The sequence below is a fragment of the Empedobacter sedimenti genome (assembly GCF_030005555.1).
In the GTDB taxonomy this organism is placed as follows: domain Bacteria; phylum Bacteroidota; class Bacteroidia; order Flavobacteriales; family Weeksellaceae; genus Empedobacter; species Empedobacter sedimenti.
On record NZ_JASCQG010000003.1, the window covers coordinates 186,072 to 203,223 of the forward strand.

18 protein-coding genes are annotated in these 17,152 nt (G+C 31.5%); 5 read left to right on the plus strand and 13 right to left on the minus strand.

The features are described 5' to 3' along the window. Positions 1–31 precede the first annotated feature (31 nt). The 11 genes from QHG34_RS04715 to QHG34_RS04765 form a co-directional block, all read right to left on the minus strand. A complete protein-coding gene (locus QHG34_RS04715) occupies positions 32–2,194 on the minus strand; it encodes a S46 family peptidase (protein WP_282629034.1) in 2,163 nt (720 codons plus the stop codon). 117 nt (positions 2,195–2,311) lie between these two features. Then, complete coding sequence (locus QHG34_RS04720; protein ID WP_282629036.1) at positions 2,312–2,638, minus strand: helix-turn-helix domain-containing protein; 327 nt, start codon at positions 2,636–2,638, stop codon at positions 2,312–2,314. 4 nt (positions 2,639–2,642) lie between these two features. Beyond that, a complete protein-coding gene (locus QHG34_RS04725) occupies positions 2,643–3,056 on the minus strand; it encodes a transposase (RefSeq protein ID WP_282629038.1) in 414 nt (137 codons plus the stop codon). Positions 3,057–3,313: 257 nt separating this feature from the next. Continuing rightward, complete coding sequence (locus QHG34_RS04730; RefSeq protein WP_282629040.1) at positions 3,314–3,733, minus strand: energy transducer TonB family protein; 420 nt, start codon at positions 3,731–3,733, stop codon at positions 3,314–3,316. Between the two features lie 122 nt (positions 3,734–3,855). Continuing rightward, the gene (locus tag QHG34_RS04735) at positions 3,856–6,039 is read right to left on the minus strand and encodes a polyribonucleotide nucleotidyltransferase (RefSeq protein ID WP_282629041.1); all 2,184 of its coding nucleotides are present in this window, start codon (positions 6,037–6,039) and stop codon (positions 3,856–3,858) included. Between the two features lie 140 nt (positions 6,040–6,179). Then, entirely contained in the window at positions 6,180–6,449 is a 270-nt protein-coding gene (rpsO, locus tag QHG34_RS04740; RefSeq protein ID WP_038333654.1) for a 30S ribosomal protein S15, read from the minus strand. Positions 6,450–6,749: 300 nt separating this feature from the next. Continuing rightward, on the minus strand, positions 6,750–7,568 hold the full coding sequence (locus QHG34_RS04745) for a mechanosensitive ion channel family protein (protein ID WP_282629043.1): 819 nt from the start codon (positions 7,566–7,568) through the stop codon (positions 6,750–6,752). A gap of 17 nt (positions 7,569–7,585) precedes the next feature. Beyond that, positions 7,586–7,795 (minus strand): hypothetical protein, encoded by a 210-nt coding sequence (locus QHG34_RS04750; protein ID WP_282629044.1) that lies wholly within the window; start codon positions 7,793–7,795, stop codon positions 7,586–7,588. A gap of 1 nt (position 7,796) precedes the next feature. After that, on the minus strand, positions 7,797–8,369 hold the full coding sequence (locus QHG34_RS04755) for an RNA polymerase sigma factor (RefSeq protein ID WP_282629045.1): 573 nt from the start codon (positions 8,367–8,369) through the stop codon (positions 7,797–7,799). A gap of 187 nt (positions 8,370–8,556) precedes the next feature. Then, positions 8,557–8,841, minus strand: coding sequence for a rhodanese-like domain-containing protein (locus tag QHG34_RS04760; RefSeq protein ID WP_282629046.1), 285 nt, complete (start codon positions 8,839–8,841; stop codon positions 8,557–8,559). A gap of 52 nt (positions 8,842–8,893) precedes the next feature. Beyond that, complete coding sequence (locus QHG34_RS04765) at positions 8,894–10,915, minus strand: M13 family metallopeptidase (RefSeq protein WP_282629048.1); 2,022 nt, start codon at positions 10,913–10,915, stop codon at positions 8,894–8,896. Between the two features lie 339 nt (positions 10,916–11,254). Here QHG34_RS04765 and QHG34_RS04770 point away from each other — a divergent pair, with 339 nt between their 5' ends. Both QHG34_RS04770 and QHG34_RS04775 read left to right on the plus strand, forming a co-directional pair. After that, positions 11,255–12,211 carry an NAD-dependent epimerase/dehydratase family protein gene (locus tag QHG34_RS04770; protein WP_282629050.1) on the plus strand — a complete coding sequence of 319 codons (957 nt, stop codon included), beginning with the start codon at positions 11,255–11,257 and terminating at the stop codon, positions 12,209–12,211. A gap of 65 nt (positions 12,212–12,276) precedes the next feature. Continuing rightward, positions 12,277–13,635 carry an acyl-CoA dehydrogenase family protein gene (locus tag QHG34_RS04775; RefSeq protein ID WP_282629052.1) on the plus strand — a complete coding sequence of 453 codons (1,359 nt, stop codon included), beginning with the start codon at positions 12,277–12,279 and terminating at the stop codon, positions 13,633–13,635. 58 nt (positions 13,636–13,693) lie between these two features. Here the strand turns inward: QHG34_RS04775 and QHG34_RS04780 are convergent, their stop codons facing one another. Together QHG34_RS04780 and QHG34_RS04785 are read right to left on the minus strand one after the other, a co-directional pair. After that, positions 13,694–14,329 (minus strand): NAD(P)H-dependent oxidoreductase, encoded by a 636-nt coding sequence (locus QHG34_RS04780; RefSeq protein WP_282629053.1) that lies wholly within the window; start codon positions 14,327–14,329, stop codon positions 13,694–13,696. Between the two features lie 78 nt (positions 14,330–14,407). Next, positions 14,408–14,872 carry a hypothetical protein gene (locus QHG34_RS04785; RefSeq protein ID WP_282629054.1) on the minus strand — a complete coding sequence of 155 codons (465 nt, stop codon included), beginning with the start codon at positions 14,870–14,872 and terminating at the stop codon, positions 14,408–14,410. 103 nt (positions 14,873–14,975) lie between these two features. On the opposite strand from QHG34_RS04785, the gene QHG34_RS04790 reads away from it, so the two are divergent. From QHG34_RS04790 to QHG34_RS04800, 3 genes are read left to right on the plus strand one after another with little or no spacing between them, the layout of a single operon-like run. Continuing rightward, on the plus strand, positions 14,976–15,992 hold the full coding sequence (locus tag QHG34_RS04790; RefSeq protein ID WP_282629055.1) for an aminoglycoside phosphotransferase family protein: 1,017 nt from the start codon (positions 14,976–14,978) through the stop codon (positions 15,990–15,992). Beyond that, positions 15,985–16,407, plus strand: coding sequence for a RapZ C-terminal domain-containing protein (locus QHG34_RS04795; protein WP_282629056.1), 423 nt, complete (start codon positions 15,985–15,987; stop codon positions 16,405–16,407). Before QHG34_RS04790 ends, QHG34_RS04795 begins: the two co-directional genes overlap by 8 nt. Before the next feature lies 1 nt (position 16,408). Next, positions 16,409–17,122: a nucleotidyltransferase family protein gene (locus QHG34_RS04800; RefSeq protein WP_282629057.1), complete on the plus strand. Its 714-nt coding sequence runs from the start codon at positions 16,409–16,411 to the stop codon at positions 17,120–17,122. Positions 17,123–17,152 lie beyond the last annotated feature (30 nt).

Here is a 17,152-nt window from a genome sequence, read left to right on the forward strand (position 1 = left end):
TCGGAAGCCTTATAAAATATGATGTGTTGTACTATTTTACAATTGTCATTTCATCAACGATGTGTTTTGCTCCTGCAAATTTATCAACAACCCATAAAACATAACGAATGTCTACAGAAATTGTACGTTGTAATTTAGGATCAAAGATTACGTCACCTGCCATTGCTTCAATGTTTCCATCAAATGCAATACCGATTAATTCACCTTTACCATTCATTACTGGAGAACCTGAGTTACCACCTGTAATATCATTATTTGATAAGAAGTTCACGTGTAAATATCCATCTTTATCCGCATATTGTCCATAATCTTTTGCTTTTGCTAAGTCTAATAAACGCTTTGGATTTTCAAATTCTTCGTCACCTGCAATGTGTTTTGCAACTGTACCTTCTAACGTTGTGAAGTAATTAGAAGCAACATCTGGTTGACGTTTTGGATTTGTACTTTTTGGTAAATTTTGGATAGATCCGTAAGTTAAACGCAATGTAGAGTTAGCATCTGGATATAAAATATTTCCGATTTTAGACGCGCGTAAACCTTTTACTAATAAACGGAAATTTTTAGAATATGCATCATTCAATTTTGCTTGTTCATCAGTTTGTTTAGAAGCTCTTTCTACTAAAGCATTTGATAAAACATATAAAGGATCTTTTTTCAATACTTCTACATCTGGAGAAATTAAGAAATTCTCTACTTGTTTTTGATCTGCGAAGAAACTTCTTTCAACTGCATCATTTACAAAAGATGTAAAATTCTTATTATTTTTTTTCGCTAAATCGGCTACATAAGGCGCTAAACCAGCTTCATTTGCTTTAGAAGCATATAAATTTAATTGAGCTGCCAATAAATCTTTTTCTAATGGTAAATACATTTTTTCATAATAACCATTGATTGCATTCTGAATTTTTGGACGCATTTCATTACGTTTTGCATCATTTGCAGCTGCATAATTTTCTAACGCTTTTCCGATAGAATAAGGTGCGCTTGCTAAAGTAGAATAACGCAACAAGATATTGATGTAATTGTTATGACGAGCATCTAAATTTGTTTTCGCATAATAATTATTTAAGCTCGAAACAACATTACCATATTCAGCTTTGTTAGCACTTTTTTGAGCCCATTTATTGAATTTCTCTTCTTCTTTTGTTTTTTTCGCAACAGTTCCGTGAAGTTTTAACGCTTCAATCATTCCATCACGATTTTTCCAATAGTTCGCAACTCCAGCATACTTAGAAGCATAATCAATGTTTACTTTTTGATTTTGCTCCATGTATTTCTTCATCTGATCCATTGTCACTTTAGAAGCTTCAACCCATGCAGGATAAGCGTACTCTACATTTTGAGCAACACCTTGCGCTGGCATCCAACGATTTGTACGACCTGGGTAACCCAAAATCATCGCGAAATCATTTGGTTGATATCCTTTTAAAGAAACTGGTAAATGATGTTTTGGTTGTAACGGAACATTGCTTGTAGAATAAGCCGCAGGATTTCCATCTTTGTCTCCATAAACACGGAACATAGAGAAATCTCCTGTGTGACGAGGCCACTCCCAGTTGTCTGTATCTCCACCAAATTTACCGATAGAACTTGGAGGTGTACCAACTAAACGTACATCTTCATAATCTTGGTAAACAAAATAGTAATATTCGTTCCCTTGAAAGAAAGAACGTACAGAAACTACATATTTTCCGTTCTCACTATTTTCTTTTTCGATTTTAGCAATCTCTTGATTGATCGCTTTCTCACGATCAGCTTCAGACATTTTATCGTTTACAACACCTAAAATACGTTTAGAAACATCGTCCATACGAACGAAGAAACGTACTTTTAAACTTTTAGGTTTTAATTCTTGTGATTTATCCTTAGCCCAAAAACCATCTTTTAAGTAATCATGTTCTGGTGCTGATAATTCTGCAATAGAACCATAACCACAGTGATGATTAGTTAAAACAAGACCTTGTCCAGAAACCATCTCAGCAGTACATCCACCACCAAATTGTACAATAGCATCTTTTAAAGAGTTATTGTTGATACTATAAATTTCTTCAGAAGTTAATTGTAATCCTTGTTTTTGCATATCACGGTGATTCAGACGTTCGATGAACATCAAGAACCACATTCCTTCATCAGCTTTCACTTTGAAAGGAAAAAGCATAACCACTAAAAGCGTGGATAATAAAATTCTTTTCATTATTTGTTTGTCTTCAATTTTACGATTTGCTAAAATAATTGATTCTCTGTAGTTCTCCTAATATTTAAAGATTTAATGAGTATTTATTGTGTTTTTTGAATAAAAGATTATATTTTTTTAAATTATGTATTCTTCATCTTTAAAATCTTTTCTCCATTTAGCTATTGTATTTCTACTCATTTTGAAATAACTAGCTGCTTCACTATTGTTTAATCCATTTTCTTTTTGATAAGTCAAAATCTTAATCATTGTTTCTTTATCATATGCCTTAAACTGTTGATTTTCAATAAAATTTAATTGTTTATTAAAAAGAATTCGTTGAATAGACTGAACATCAAAATTATTTAATTGATCTTTTTCTAATAAAAAAGCACATTCCGAAAGTTTCTCAGGAAACTTCTTCTCAATCATTAAAGTATATATTTTCTTGTAATCTGGTTGCATTGGTTTACTTTTTATACTTACTAATCCATTTATACAACGTTGTTTTAGGAATTTTAAACTCTTCTTGAATTTCTTGAATTGTCTTCTCTTTTGACTCAATTAATTCTAAAATAAATTCAATGATTTCCTTCGTATATAAACTTTTTCTAAATTGAGGTAAAGTTGATTGCTGAGAATTTCCAGTTCTTTTTGGAGAATAAAGAATTAAATGATGTGAATAGATTCTGAAAAAATCATATTCTAAAATTTTAGAAAATTGCAAAATCTTTTCGGTTTCCAATGATTCTGAGTCGAAAAACTTTTCAAGCTGAGAATTAGTACATTTTAAGAAATTACAAAGACGTTGCTCGCTGACATCAATTTCTGAAACTCGCTGACGAATGTATTCTCCAATATGAATAGAATGATATTTTTTCATAGGTAGTTGTTGGTTGATTAATTCTTTGGTAAAACTATAGAAAAAAGTATCATTATCTAGTTGACTGTTTGTCAAATAACAGAATTACGTTAATCAAACAAAACGAATATACAATTGATTAACAGAAATATATGTTTTATAATTTTAGAAAAAAATAACAATACATTATACTGATCATTCTAATCAAAATCAAGATTCATTAAACAAAAAAAGTCCGAGAAAATCTCGGACTCTTCATTCAGAATATTTTTATAAAATTAACCTTCAACTTCAATTTTAACTGGTAACGTATATGACATTTTCACAGCTTTTCCATTAATAAAAGCCGGAATAACATTAATATTATCCATTTCTTGTCTTAAAGAAATAATCTCTAAAGCTTTTAAGGCTCTTTTGCCTAACTCTTCATTTCCTGTATATTTAAGGTTTGTAAACTTTCCATTTTCATCGATCGTAAAATTAATTCTCGAAACATAATTTCCTGAAGGCAATTTATTCGCATAATCCATTAACTCATCATTAATTTTAGAAGCTAGCTTCTTCGTAAAACAATCACCATTCTGATTAGATTGACAATCTTTATAAGTAGGAAGTTTTTCAACTTGATCCTTAGAATAAATTTCTTGTCCAAATGCAAATTGAACAATTACTATTGCTAATAAAGATAATTTTTTCATATTTTGTGTTTTTGTTGTTTCGTAAAGTTAACAATAATTTCATAACTCCCAACAATTCAAATAATTAAAAACAAAAAAAGTCCGAGAAAATCTCGGACTTTTTACTTTATATAAAACTTAAATTAAGCTTCTGTATTATCTTGAGGTTTGTCCTCTTTTTTGTCTGCTTGTTTAGGTTTTTCTGTTCTTTCTGGTTTTGGCAATAATGCTTTACGAGATAATTTCATTTTCTTTTTATCATCGTAACCTAAGAATTTAACATCAATTTTATCACCGATGTTTACAGAATCCTCAACTTTTTCAAGACGTCTGTGTTCTAATTCAGAAATATGAACTAAACCTTCAACACCTTTAGCAATCTCTACAAACGCTCCAAATGGTTTGATAGATTTTACAACTGAATGATATGTTTCACCAACTTCAGGAACGAAAGCAATTTGTTTGATTCTTTCAACAACGCGATCGATGTTTTCTTGAATCACACCATTGATTTCTACACGTCCTGTTGTATCTAACTCAGTAATTGCAATAACTGTTTCAGTTTCTTTTTGCATTTCTTGAATTACTTTTCCTCCAGGTCCGATTACCGCTCCAATGAATTCTTTCGGAATTTCGATTACAACAACTTTTGGTGCATTTGGTTTCAATTGTGGGCGAGGCGCTGGTAAAGTTTCTAATAATTTACCTAAAATGTGCTCACGACCTTCTTTTGCCTGTAACAAAGCTGTCTCCATGATTTCCATAGATAAACCTTGTACTTTAATATCCATTTGACAAGCTGTGATACCATCAGCAGTTCCTGTTACTTTAAAGTCCATATCTCCTAAGTGATCTTCGTCTCCTAAGATATCAGACAATACTGTAAATTTCCCTGATTTAGTATCTGTAATTAATCCCATTGCGATACCTGATACTGGTTTTTTCATTTGTAAACCAGAATCCATTAACGCTAATGTTCCTGCACAAACAGTTGCCATAGAAGAAGAACCATTAGATTCTAATACTTCAGAAACGATACGAACTGTATAAGGACAATCGTCTGGTAACATTTGCGCTAAAGCACGTTGTGCTAAGTTTCCGTGACCAACTTCACGACGAGAAGTTCCTCTTAATGGACGAGCTTCACCAGTTGAGAATGGAGGGAAATTATAGTGTAAAAAGAATTTTTCGTCGAAGTTTGTAACAACACCATCAACCATATTTGCATCTTTAGAAGATCCTAAAGTTACTGTAGCTAATGCTTGAGTTTCTCCACGAGTAAAGATTGCAGACCCGTGAGTTGATGGTAAATAATCAACTTCTGACCAAATTGGACGAATCGTTTTTGGATCACGACCATCTAAACGAATTCCTTCGTTTAAGATTAATTGACGTACCGCTTCTTTTTGTACATCATGGAAATAGATGTGAGCAAAAGGTTTAACGCGTGCTAACTCTTCCTCATCTTCTGCATATTGTGCTAAGAATTCTTCTTCTACAGCTGCAAATTTATCTCCTCTTTCGTGTTTATCAGATGGCGTTTTTGCAATGTCATAGTATTTATCATATCCATAAGCCCATACTTTTTCACGAATTTCTTCGTCATGAGTTTCATGGCTATATTCACGTTTTGGAGTAGATTTTCCTACTTTTACTGCTAAAGCTTCTTGTGCTTCAATTTGTTTTTTGATTTCTGCATGAGCAAATTCAATCGCGTCTAACATTTCACGCTCAGAAATTTCGCTCATCTCCCCTTCTACCATAACAACAGAATCTTTAGAAGCACCAACCATAATATCGATATCAGCTTGATCTAATTGTTCTTTTGAAGGATTAATCATTAACTCACCATTCAAACGAATAACACGAGCTTCTGAAATTAATGTGAAAGGAATATCTGTAATTGCAATGGCTGCTGAGGCAGCTAAACCAGCTAAAGCTTCTGGCATTACATTTTTGTCATAAGAAATAAGTGAGATCATTACCTGAACCTCAGCGTGGAAATCTTCTGGAAACATTGGACGTAAAACACGGTCTACAAGACGCATTGTTAATACCTCATCATCTGAAGGTTTTGCTTCTCTTCTGAAGAAATTCCCTGGGATGCGTCCTCCTGCATAAAATTTTTCTCTGTAATCTACAGTTAATGGTAAAAAATCTACACCTGGATTGGCTTCTTTGTTTGCTACAACTGTAGCTAATAACATGGTGTCGCCCATGCGTACAACCACAGATCCGTCAGCTTGTTTAGCTAATTTCCCTGTTTCGATTGTAATTTCTCTTCCGTCTGAAAGAGTAATTTTTTCTGTGATCGCCTGTGGAATCATTCGTCTTCTTAGTATTTAATTCGTCTAAAGTTAAAGCCGTTTGCTTTAACCGCATTATATAAAGATATGTATCTTATTTTAATTTATTACAAAAAAAAAGGCAATTTCTACGTAATTGCCCTTTTATATTGTGTTTAAAATTACTTACGTAATCCTAATTCAGCGATAATCGCACGGTATCTTGTGATATCTTTTTTCTTTAAGTAGTTTAATAACGCTTTACGCTTACCAACTAACATAACTAATGATCTTTCTGTATTAAAATCTTTGTGATTTTTTTTCAAGTGACCAGTTAAGTGGTTAATTCTGTAAGTGAATAATGCGATTTGCCCTTCTGCAGATCCTGTATCTGTTGCAGATTTACCATGCTTTGCGAATAATTCGCTTTTTACTTCTGATGTTAAGTACATGCCAATATTATTTAATAATTATTATGTAATGAGGTGCAAATGTACAACTATTATATGAAATAATAAACTTTGTACAAAAATAAAAGTGACCGATTGGTTAATTCGGTCACTTTTTAAAAATTTGGTTTAGTTTGATTTAATAGATAGTTAGAAAGTGATTATAGAAAATACTCTACTATTAAATCTAAGGTTTTGGTTGTGAAAACGGTAATTTTCACGGTTTGGTTGGTAGGTTAAAGTCGGCTTTGTTTAATATAAATAGGTTTGATTGGTTATATTAAACTTTCTACGTTTGTAAGATTAATCCTCTATAATTCGTATTTTTTTGTTGGTTATTACTTTTATTGGATATACAACTTTCTCATTTTCAGTTTGTATTGTCATACATATATTATTGATTGCAATAATCACTCCTTTTACATTATCCTCTATGATTACTTTTTGTCCTATCTCAAAGTTTCTATTTGTATAAAAAGACAATAATAATCTATAAATAATATCTTTTGATCCTAGACCAAAAGCTATTGCTAGTGTCAAAAATATTGATCCTAAGATTAAGGATAAGTTATTTGTAATCAAATCTGTGTTAACTCCTGCTTGATTAAGTGAAGTAATAATGGTAAAAATTAGTATCACATAGAAAATAATATTACTAATTATTGTTGCTCCATTTAGATCAATTGATTTGATTAAACCTCTTATAATACTTTTGATATAATTGGCTAAATAAAAACCTCCAGCAAAAATTAATACTGCACTAAAAAACTGAGGCAAATAATCTATAATTCGACCAATTTGATTAGAGACAACTGATAATCCAAAAATATCTGATCCGATAACAATGATTAAAAGAATCATAAATAATCGAACAAATTGAATGATAATTTTTGTTGGATCTATTTCTATCGATGAATTTTTGAGTGCATCACTATTATTTAAAGCTTTTTTAAGATTTTCTATCTTAGAAAGCTTCAATACATATTTGGTAATAAAGAGAATCAATTTCAGTAATAGATAAGAAAGCAGAATAAACACAATTCCTCCTATTACTTTCGGAAAAATAATGACCAATTCTTGATACAAACTTTCTAATAAACTAAAATTTAAACCTATATTCATACAAATCTTTTTATTTGTTAACCTTCTTTTTCGTTGTTATTATTTGTTGGCTTGCTTTTATTATTTCCTAAACCAAAAAAACTACTAATTGCATTAGGATATTTTACAGAAACCAAATCTGCTACTTCTAATGATAATTTAATTAAAGCTACATCATCCATCACTTTTTGTTTGATCGTTTCTGGAAGTTTCTCGTTAGCTATAATGGTCTTAAAAGGATTCTCCATATTATGATGCATTATAAATAGTTAACAAACGATTCTTAGCTCTATTCAATCTCATTTTAGTTGCGCTTTCTCCAATCTCAAAAGTTGATGCGATATCTTTAATCGAAAAGTCATCTTGATATTTCATTAATAAAATTGATTTATCTTCGACATCTAGCTTTTTCAATGATTGGTTGAGTTTTTCTATTTTTAATTCAAAAATTTCTTTATCATTAATCTCATCTTCATTATAATTATCAATCAAATCATCCGTTACCGAATAATTTTTTCGTTCTATTTTTAATTTGCGTTGCACATGATTGACACAAAAATTGTAGGTAAAAGAATACAGCCAAGTCGAGAATTTCGATTTTGACTGATATGTTTTAAGTTTTACAAACAACTTCACAAAAATATCATGCGTCATATCTTGCGCTTCTTCTTTATCTTCTACAAAACTCAAACATTTGTTATAAATATTATCTGCATATCGATCATATAATACGGCAAACAAATGCTGATTTTTTGTTTCAACAATTTCATACACCAAAATGTCATCCGCAATATTCTCTATTTCTATAGTATTCTTTGACATTTTAACTGCTTTCATACATAAGACACCTCAATACCTAATTGGTCACTTATTTTTTTAGAAATTTTTCCTAAAAAATATTTTACAATATAAAAAGCGCAAATATCCTATTAAAAATCAATAAAATACGAAAAAGCCGATAAATGAAATTTATCGGCTTCTTATAAAAATTGATAATTATGTTAATGAATTATTTTTCTAATGCTTCTAACACATCATTAAAACCACCTCCATTAAAAACCTCATCTAATCCATTTGCTTGTAAAAACTGAGCTGCAGAACCAGAACGGTTACCGCTTCTACAGAAAACTACAACAGGTTTAGACATTGCTTTTATTTCTTCTACTCTTGCTGGTACATCTCCCAATGGAATATTAATTGCATTAGGTACAAAACCATCTGTTTCTAACTCGTAAGGCTCACGTACATCAATTAATGTTACGTTAGCGTTGTTAATTGCTTCGATTGTTGTCATCTTAATAACTCTTTTTCTATTTTTATACCACGCAATAATTTTGCCAAGCATATTACCAAATTTTAATACGATCTTTTGGTGCTTTATATAATTTATCTCCTGGTTTCGTTTTGAAAGCATCGTGGAATGCATCAATATTAACGATTGGTCCGAAAGAACGGTAGAATCCTGGAGAGTGTGGATCTGTTTTTACTTGATTTACCACAGCTTCGTCAGTTGCTTTAGTTCTCCAGATAGTAGCCCAAGACAAGAAGAAACGTTGTTGAGGCGTGTATCCATCTATGTTAGCGTAAGTTCCTTTATCTTTTAAATACATTTGTAAGGCATCAAAAGCAACAGACGCTCCACCTAAATCTCCGATGTTTTCACCAGATGTAAATGTTCCGTTAACGTGCGTTCCTTTTACAGGCTCGTAACCATCATATTGTGTTGCTAATGCTTTTGTAGCTTTAGCAAATTTTTCTTCGTCTTGCGGCGTCCACCAGTTTACTAAGTTTCCATCTCCGTCAAATTTAGCACCTGAATCATCAAATCCGTGCGAAATTTCGTGACCGATAACCGCTCCAATTCCTCCAAAATTTACAGCTGCATCCGCTCTATAATCATAGAAAGGTGGTTGTAAAATTGCGGCTGGGAAAACGATTTCGTTATTTGTTGGATTGAAATATGCATTAACCGTTTGTGGAGACATTCCCCAACGAGATTTATCAACTGGTTTTCCAAAATCTTTCAAGTTTTCAGCTTGACGCCATTTGCTAATCGCCATTACATCTTCGATTAAGTTACCTCCTTCTGCTAAAGATTTTACTTGTAATCCAGAGTAATCTTTCCATTTGTCAGGGTAACCAATTTTTACAGTAAACTTGTTTAATTTTTCTAAAGCTTTTGTTTTAGTCGCCTCAGACATCCAATTTAATTCTTTGATGTGTTTATCAAAAGATTTAAACAAATAACTAATTAATTCTTCAGCTTTTGCTTTAGCTTCTGGCGGAAAATTATCTTTAACATAGATTTGTCCTAACAACTCTCCTGTTGCTCCATTAACAAATGCTAATCCTCTTTTTTCTAAAGGACGTTGCTCTTTTTGACCAGATAACGTTTTTCCGTAAAATTCGAAATTAATTTTATCTAAATCAGCTGAAGCATAACCTGCAAATGAATTGATTAACTTGAAACGTAAGTAATCTTTGATTACTGGTAAATTTTCTTGATTTAAAATTTTATCTAAATTTTTGTAATAATCTAATTCACCAACAATTACAGTCTCTGGATTAATTCCTAAAGCTTTCACATAACGTTCAATATCAACATTTTTTGTTAAATTCTTAACTTCAGATAATTTTACTGGATTGTAAGATTTATTTGGATCACGATCTTCTTCAACAGTTTTAATGTATTTAGACATCATTTTCTCGAAAGCAACAATCTTTGGTCCTTTTAAATCTCTTGTTTTAGATCCTGTATAAGGCATCAATTGATCAATGAACTTATTTAAATTTGCTAAAGTTTCAGTATTCTTAGCGTCTTCTTTTTGATAATATGTTTTACCTAAAGTCAAATCAATATCACCTAAATAAACAGCATTTTGCTTACTATTTTTAAGATCTGTATATACATAAGCACCATAAAATGGGTTCTCTCCGATAGAAGCTACACTGATTAAATAATCCTGTAAACCTTTCATATCTTTGATCGCATCAATTTGCTTAAAATATTTTTGTAAAGGAGTTAAAGCCGTTTTGTTACGCGCATCAACATTCATGTATGCATCATACAAATCAGCAATTTTTTGCTCACTCGTTCCTTTTGCGTGCTTTGTCTTGATTAAGTCCTTTACTAATTGTAATGTTACTTTATCTGTGTTTTCACGTAACTCATCAAAACTTCCCCAACGAGCTCTATCAGAAGGAATTTCTGTGATTTTCATCCAATTTCCGTTCACATAGTTGTATAAATCATCTTGTGGACGAACAGATTTATCCATATAATTTGGATTAAATGCTTGATAACCTTCCTGTGCCATTGCTAACATCGATGTGCAAGCAAATGACGCAACTAATAGTTGTTTTTTCATATTCCTACTAAGTATTTTTTGAATCGATTTGTCGTTTTTTTTCGACGATTGTTACAAATTTACTAAATAAAGTATAAAATAATCTAAGCAATTCTCAATACTTTTTACCTAAAGAAGAATAAATTAAATTCAATTTATTCAAAAATGATTTTTTTAATGAATGATTTTTTTTTCAAAATAAAGTATTAAAACAGAAAAATATCCTGAATACACATTTTAATAAGTGTTTATTTAACAAAAACATCGTATTTCTTTGATAATATCTAAATATTATTTTATTATATCTAAATTCAGTAGAAAATTTTTAAATTTGAACGCAAACAAAAGTAACTTTTAAGAATGAAAACCGAAACGATTTTGATCACCGGTGCATTAGGACAAATTGGTTCTGAATTAGCCGAAAAATTAAAAACAATTCATGGGAAAAACAATGTAATTATTTCTGACATTCGTGATCCTAAAGATGTTGATTATGATGGAATTTATGAAGTAATCGACGTAATGGATGTAGAAAAAATAAAAGAAGTAATTGCAAAACATAATGTCAAAACTGTTTATCATTTGGCAGCTTTACTTTCTGGTACTGCAGAAAAAAATCCAATGTTCGGTTGGAAATTAAATATGGACACTTTGCTTACTTTCTTAGAATTAGCAAAAGATAAAGTAATCGATAAAATCTTTTGGCCATCATCAATCGGTGTTTTTGGACCAGACACACCAAAAGACAACACACCTCAAAATACAATTCAAACACCTTCTACAGTTTACGGAATTTCTAAATTAGCTGGAGAATACTGGTGCAAATGGTACCAACAAAACCATAATGTAGATGTTCGTTCGGTTCGTTTTCCTGGGCTTATTTCTTGGAAAACTCCTGCTGGTGGCGGAACAACAGATTATGCTGTAGATATTTATTATAAAGCAATCGAAGATGGAAAATATACTTCTTTCTTAAGTGAAGGAACTTATTTACCAATGTTGTATATGGACGATGCAATTGATGCGATTGTAGAATTAATGTCTACTGATCCAAAACAATTAGGCGAATTTAAATCTTACAATTTAGGAGGTTTAAGCTTTGCTCCAGAAAATTTAGCTGCAGAAATCAAAAAACATATTCCAAATTTCACATTAGATTATGCACCAGATTTCCGTCAAGCTATTGCAGACACTTGGCCATCTTCTATCGATGATTCTGTTGCAAAAGCAGATTGGGGTTATCAACCAAAATTTGATATAGAAAAAATGACAACAACTATGTTAGATAATTTGAAAGTAAAGTTAGCAAAAGCTTAATTTTCTTACAATACAATATTTTAGGAATGCTCTTTGATAATTTTTGGTTAAAAAAACCACAAAATATGTCAGGAGCATTTTCTAATTTAAAAAACATCATACATCTACTAAAATCTGTTGATTTAGAGCAATTAAACAAAATTTCTCAGAAAGTAGATTTACCTCTTTTAATGGAAAACTTTTCAAAACTTGATGATAAACAACTTCAAGGAATGATGAAAATGTTAAATCCAAATAAAAAACACAAAAAACTACCTCCAGTTGATGGAGATTTCTATGACGTTTTTCACACACTAACTCCAGAACAGCGCGAATTACAATTAAAAGTGAGAGCGTTTATGGAAAAAGAGGTAAAACCAATTGTCAATGATTATTGGCTTCGTGATCAATTCCCTTTCGAATTAATTCCAAAATTTAAAGAACTCAACATTTGCGGTGTTACTTATGACGGTTATAGCTGTCCAAATTTACCATTTATTATGGAAGGAGTTTTGGCAATGGAAATGGCTCGTATTGACGCGTCAATTGCAACCTTCTTTGGTGTGCAATCAGGTTTATCAATGGGATCAATTTATATTTGTGGATCAGAAGAACAAAAAGCGAAATGGTTACCTCAAATGCAAAAATTTGACAAAATTGGTGCTTTTGGATTAACCGAACCCGAAGTTGGATCTGGAGCAGCAGGTGGTTTAACAACTACTTGTAAAAAAACAGAAGAAGGTTGGGTTTTGAATGGTCAAAAAAAATGGATTGGAAATGCGACTTTTGCTGATTTAGTGATTATTTGGGCAAGAGATTTGGATGATGGAGAAGTAAAAGGTTTTATTGTTGAGAAAGATAATCCTGGTTTTTCAGTTGAAAAAATCAAAGGAAAAATGGCTTTAAGAATTGTTCAGAATGGATTAATATCACTAAAAGATTGTCTCGTAACTGAGGAAAATCGTTTGCAAAACGCAAATTCTTTTAAAGACACTGCAAAAGTGTTACGAATGACACGCGCTGGAGTTGCTTGGATGGCGACAGGTTGTGCCCGCGGTGCATATGAAAGCGCTTTGGACTACACACGTACACGAGAACAATTTGGAAAACCAATTGCATCTTTCCAAATGATACAAGGACATCTAGTAGAAATGTTATCCAATCTTACAGCCATGCAAACTTTGGTTTTTCGTTTATCCGAAATGCAAGACGAAGGAATTTTATTGGATGAACACGCATCATTAGCTAAAGTGTTTTGTACGATGCGAACACGAGATGTTGTTTCTCGAGCAAGAGAAGTTATGGGCGGAAACGGAATTTTGTTAGAACATGATGTCGCTCGTTTTGTAGCCGATTCCGAAGCTATTTACAGCTACGAAGGAACAAAAGAAATCAATTCTCTTATCGTTGGTCGATCAATCACAGGATTTAGTGCTTTCGTGTAATTTTTTCAAATAATTAATAAAACATAAAAAAGGATTGAGAAAACTCAATCCTTTTTTGTTATTCATATAATTTTGTTGCAAAATCCTTCATCGGATTTCTAACTTTTTTCATTGGAGCCAACCAATCTTCACTATCTCTGTATCCTAAAGGAAGCATCAAAACGCTTCGCATTCCTTTTTCCTTCAAATCTAATAAATCATCCAACTCAGCGTTATCAAAACCTTCCATTGGAGTACTATCAATTTTAAGTTCTGCAGCTTGTGCAAGCGCAAATCCTAATCCGATATATGCTTGACGAGCTGTATGCGCAAAATTTTCTTCAGAAGTTTGAGGCAAATAAATTCCTTTTAACTTATCAGTATAAGAACCAAAACGACCTCTTGGTAATTCACGCTCATCTGTTGTATAATCGTAAATAGAATCAATACGATCTTCCGTATAACGATCCCAAGCTACAAAAACTAGTAGATGAGAACAATCTGCAATAATTTGCTGATCATAAGCAATCGGAACTATTTTCTTTTGTAATTCTTTGTTTTTGATTACTAAAATTCTGAATTGCTGTAAACCTGAAGATGTTGGTGCTAAACGAGCTGCTTCAACAATTTTTTTAACGTCTTCTTCTTCTACAATCAAAGACGGATCATATTGTTTTGTGGCGTAACGCCATTTTAAATCTTCTATTAAAGACATAATTATTTATTTAAAAATCTTTCTAAAATTACATCAAAAAAAGAATGTTGAAACTTAAAAATATGCTAAAATTTTAAACTACTTTTCTTCTTTCCATTCCAAAAAATAACTTCCTGTAGCATTCGTAGAATTCCAACGAATTTCATAATCTCCTTTTGGTAAATCAACGGTAAAATTTTCCTCTTTAGAATTGATCATTTTTCTATTAAAAACAACTTCTTTGTGCTGATCTACAATTTCAAAAATCATTTCACCTTTTAAATGGATATCAGAATGAAAATTAGCTGTTAAGCTTTTTGAAAGTTTCAGTTTAATATAACTCGTTCCAGAAGCATCTTCAAACTTTGCTTTTGTCCAATTATCGCCATTCGAATTTGACCATTTCGAATCCCCAACTCTTTTGTCAAAAAAAGTTCCTTGCGATTTGATATTCGGATTATTCACTTTTCTATAAAAACCATTCGAATCAACATCTGCATTCACTTTTACTGTAATACACGATTGTAACGAAATCATTGCAATAATTAGTGCTATTTTTTTCATATTATTCTGTTTTACTAAATAGATGCAACATTTTGAAAAAGGTTACAGCAAACAAATATTTTTAAATCATTTTTGATATGCGTAACTTTCGCAAAATATTCTGATGAACGATACTACAACTCAATTTTTGCAAGAAAACTTTACTCAAAAAGCAATTGAAAGTTTAACTCAACTTTCGGGAGGAGGTTCTGCTCGAGTTTATTCGAGATTTTTTGATCAAAATCAATCGTATATTTTGGCTGAAAGCTCTAATATCGAAGAAAATAAAGTGTTTATTCAGTTTTCATTAGATTTAAAAAAAGTCATCGATAATATTCCCGAAATTGTTTCAGTTTCAGAAGATTTCACAACCTATGTTCAAACAGATTTAGGCGACGAAACTTTGATGAATATTGTCTTGACTGATTTCGAAAAAGCAAAACCTTATTATTATAAGACGTTAGAAAAATTAGCTATTGCTCAAATTCAAGGTGCAACTAAAATCGATTTTAATCATACTTTTTCGTATCCAAAATTAGATAAAACATTAATTTTAAGAGACTTATTTCAGTTCAATTTTTACTTTTTAGATGTCTTAGGAATTGATTACAATGCAGGAAAATTAATCAAAGATTTTGATCGTTTTGCGTATCAATTTGATAAACTTTCGCCACAAGGCTTTGTGTTCAGAGATTTCCAAACGCGCAACATTATGATTCATCAAAACGAACCTTATTTTATCGATTATCAAGGCGGTTTGTATGGACCTGTTGTCTATGATTTGGTTTCGTTAATTTGGCAAGCAAAAGCCAATTTACCGTTTGAATTTAAGAAGGAATTGTACGAATTTTATTACCAAGAATTAACCAAACAAATTCCGACTTTGGTTCCGATAGATTTTCGTCAATCGTATGAATATTGCGTAGTTGCTCGACTTTTACAAGTTTTAGGAACCTATGGTTTGAGAGGAATTATTGAACGAAAAAAACACTTTTTAGAAAGTATTTCGTTTGGGCTTAAAAACTTAGATTCAATAATCGATTATCCTATATTACAAAATTATCCAGAATTAAAACATATTATAAAAATCCTTGTTCTTCCAGAAACGTTAGAACGCATAAATCATAAAATAAATGGCTAAATTAAATATCAACGTTCGTAGTTTTTCGTACAAAAAAGGAATTCCAACCGATCCTACAGGAAATGGTGGAGGTTTTGTTTTTGATTGTCGTGGAATCTTAAATCCAGGGCGTATCAAGGAATATAAAACGCAAACAGGTCGTGACGAAGACGTGAAAAAATACTTGGAAACAGAAACTAAAATTGCAGTTTTTTTAGAAGGCGTTTTTCAAATTATTGACATTTCTATTGAAGATTATTTGCAACGTGATTTCGAGAATTTAGAAATCAATTTTGGTTGTACAGGCGGGCAACATCGTTCGGTTTATTCTGCTGATGCGACTGCAAAACACATTCAAGAGAAATTTCCAGAAGCTCAAGTTACGTTACGTCATGTTGTGCAAGAGGAAAAAAATTGGATAAACGAGGCGTATTAATATGAAAGCAATGATTTTTGCAGCGGGTCTTGGAACTCGTTTAAAACCATTTACTGACAATCATCCCAAAGCTTTAGCCGTTGTAAACGGAAAACCTCTTTTGCAGCGAAATATCGAATATTTGAAATCTTTCGGAATTAATGAAATTGTGATTAATGTTCATCATTTTGCAGATCAAATCATTGAATTTTTAGAAGAAAATAATTATTTCGGAATTGAGATTACTATTTCTGATGAAACGGATCAAGTTCTTGAAACTGGTGGTGGTTTGGTGAAAGCAAAAGCTAATTTTGAGGAAGATTTTTTGGTGATGAATGTAGATATTTTAACAGATCTAAATCTTGCTGAATTTATCAAAGCGCATCAAGAAAATAAAGCACTGGTAACGTTGGCTGTTTCGGATAGAAATTCGTCTCGAAAACTATTTTTTAATAAGCAAAATGAGTTGAAAGGTTGGCGAAATCTAAAAACCGAAGAAGAAATAAAAGCAGTAGATTCTTTAGATAACTGCAAAGGATTGGCTTTTAGTGGAATTCATGTTATTTCTCCTACCCTTTTTGATAAAATATCGGAGAAAGGTAAATTTTCTATCATGAAAGTCTATATGGATTTAATGCAAACTGAATCTATCATTGGTTTTGACCATTCTGGCGGAATTTTAATCGATGTTGGTCGACCAGAAAGTGTATTAGAAGCGGAACAGTATTTTAAATAAATCTAAAACTCAATTCGATGAATTGAGTTT

Bases quoted from the DNA above. Each gene is read 5' to 3' on its own strand.
- QHG34_RS04715 (WP_282629034.1), bottom strand. From the start codon at position 2,194: ATGAAAAGAATTTTATTATCCACGCTTTTAGTGGTTATGCTTTTTCCT.
- QHG34_RS04720 (WP_282629036.1), bottom strand. From the start codon at position 2,638: ATGCAACCAGATTACAAGAAAATATATACTTTAATGATTGAGAAGAAG.
- QHG34_RS04725 (WP_282629038.1), bottom strand. From the start codon at position 3,056: ATGAAAAAATATCATTCTATTCATATTGGAGAATACATTCGTCAGCGA.
- QHG34_RS04730 (WP_282629040.1), bottom strand. From the start codon at position 3,733: ATGAAAAAATTATCTTTATTAGCAATAGTAATTGTTCAATTTGCATTT.
- QHG34_RS04735 (WP_282629041.1), bottom strand. From the start codon at position 6,039: ATGATTCCACAGGCGATCACAGAAAAAATTACTCTTTCAGACGGAAGA.
- rpsO (WP_038333654.1), bottom strand. From the start codon at position 6,449: ATGTACTTAACATCAGAAGTAAAAAGCGAATTATTCGCAAAGCATGGT.
- QHG34_RS04745 (WP_282629043.1), bottom strand. From the start codon at position 7,568: ATGAATATAGGTTTAAATTTTAGTTTATTAGAAAGTTTGTATCAAGAA.
- QHG34_RS04750 (WP_282629044.1), bottom strand. From the start codon at position 7,795: ATGGAGAATCCTTTTAAGACCATTATAGCTAACGAGAAACTTCCAGAA.
- QHG34_RS04755 (WP_282629045.1), bottom strand. From the start codon at position 8,369: ATGTCAAAGAATACTATAGAAATAGAGAATATTGCGGATGACATTTTG.
- QHG34_RS04760 (WP_282629046.1), bottom strand. From the start codon at position 8,841: ATGACAACAATCGAAGCAATTAACAACGCTAACGTAACATTAATTGAT.
- QHG34_RS04765 (WP_282629048.1), bottom strand. From the start codon at position 10,915: ATGAAAAAACAACTATTAGTTGCGTCATTTGCTTGCACATCGATGTTA.
- QHG34_RS04770 (WP_282629050.1), top strand. From the start codon at position 11,255: ATGAAAACCGAAACGATTTTGATCACCGGTGCATTAGGACAAATTGGT.
- QHG34_RS04775 (WP_282629052.1), top strand. From the start codon at position 12,277: ATGTCAGGAGCATTTTCTAATTTAAAAAACATCATACATCTACTAAAA.
- QHG34_RS04780 (WP_282629053.1), bottom strand. From the start codon at position 14,329: ATGTCTTTAATAGAAGATTTAAAATGGCGTTACGCCACAAAACAATAT.
- QHG34_RS04785 (WP_282629054.1), bottom strand. From the start codon at position 14,872: ATGAAAAAAATAGCACTAATTATTGCAATGATTTCGTTACAATCGTGT.
- QHG34_RS04790 (WP_282629055.1), top strand. From the start codon at position 14,976: ATGAACGATACTACAACTCAATTTTTGCAAGAAAACTTTACTCAAAAA.
- QHG34_RS04795 (WP_282629056.1), top strand. From the start codon at position 15,985: ATGGCTAAATTAAATATCAACGTTCGTAGTTTTTCGTACAAAAAAGGA.
- QHG34_RS04800 (WP_282629057.1), top strand. From the start codon at position 16,409: ATGAAAGCAATGATTTTTGCAGCGGGTCTTGGAACTCGTTTAAAACCA.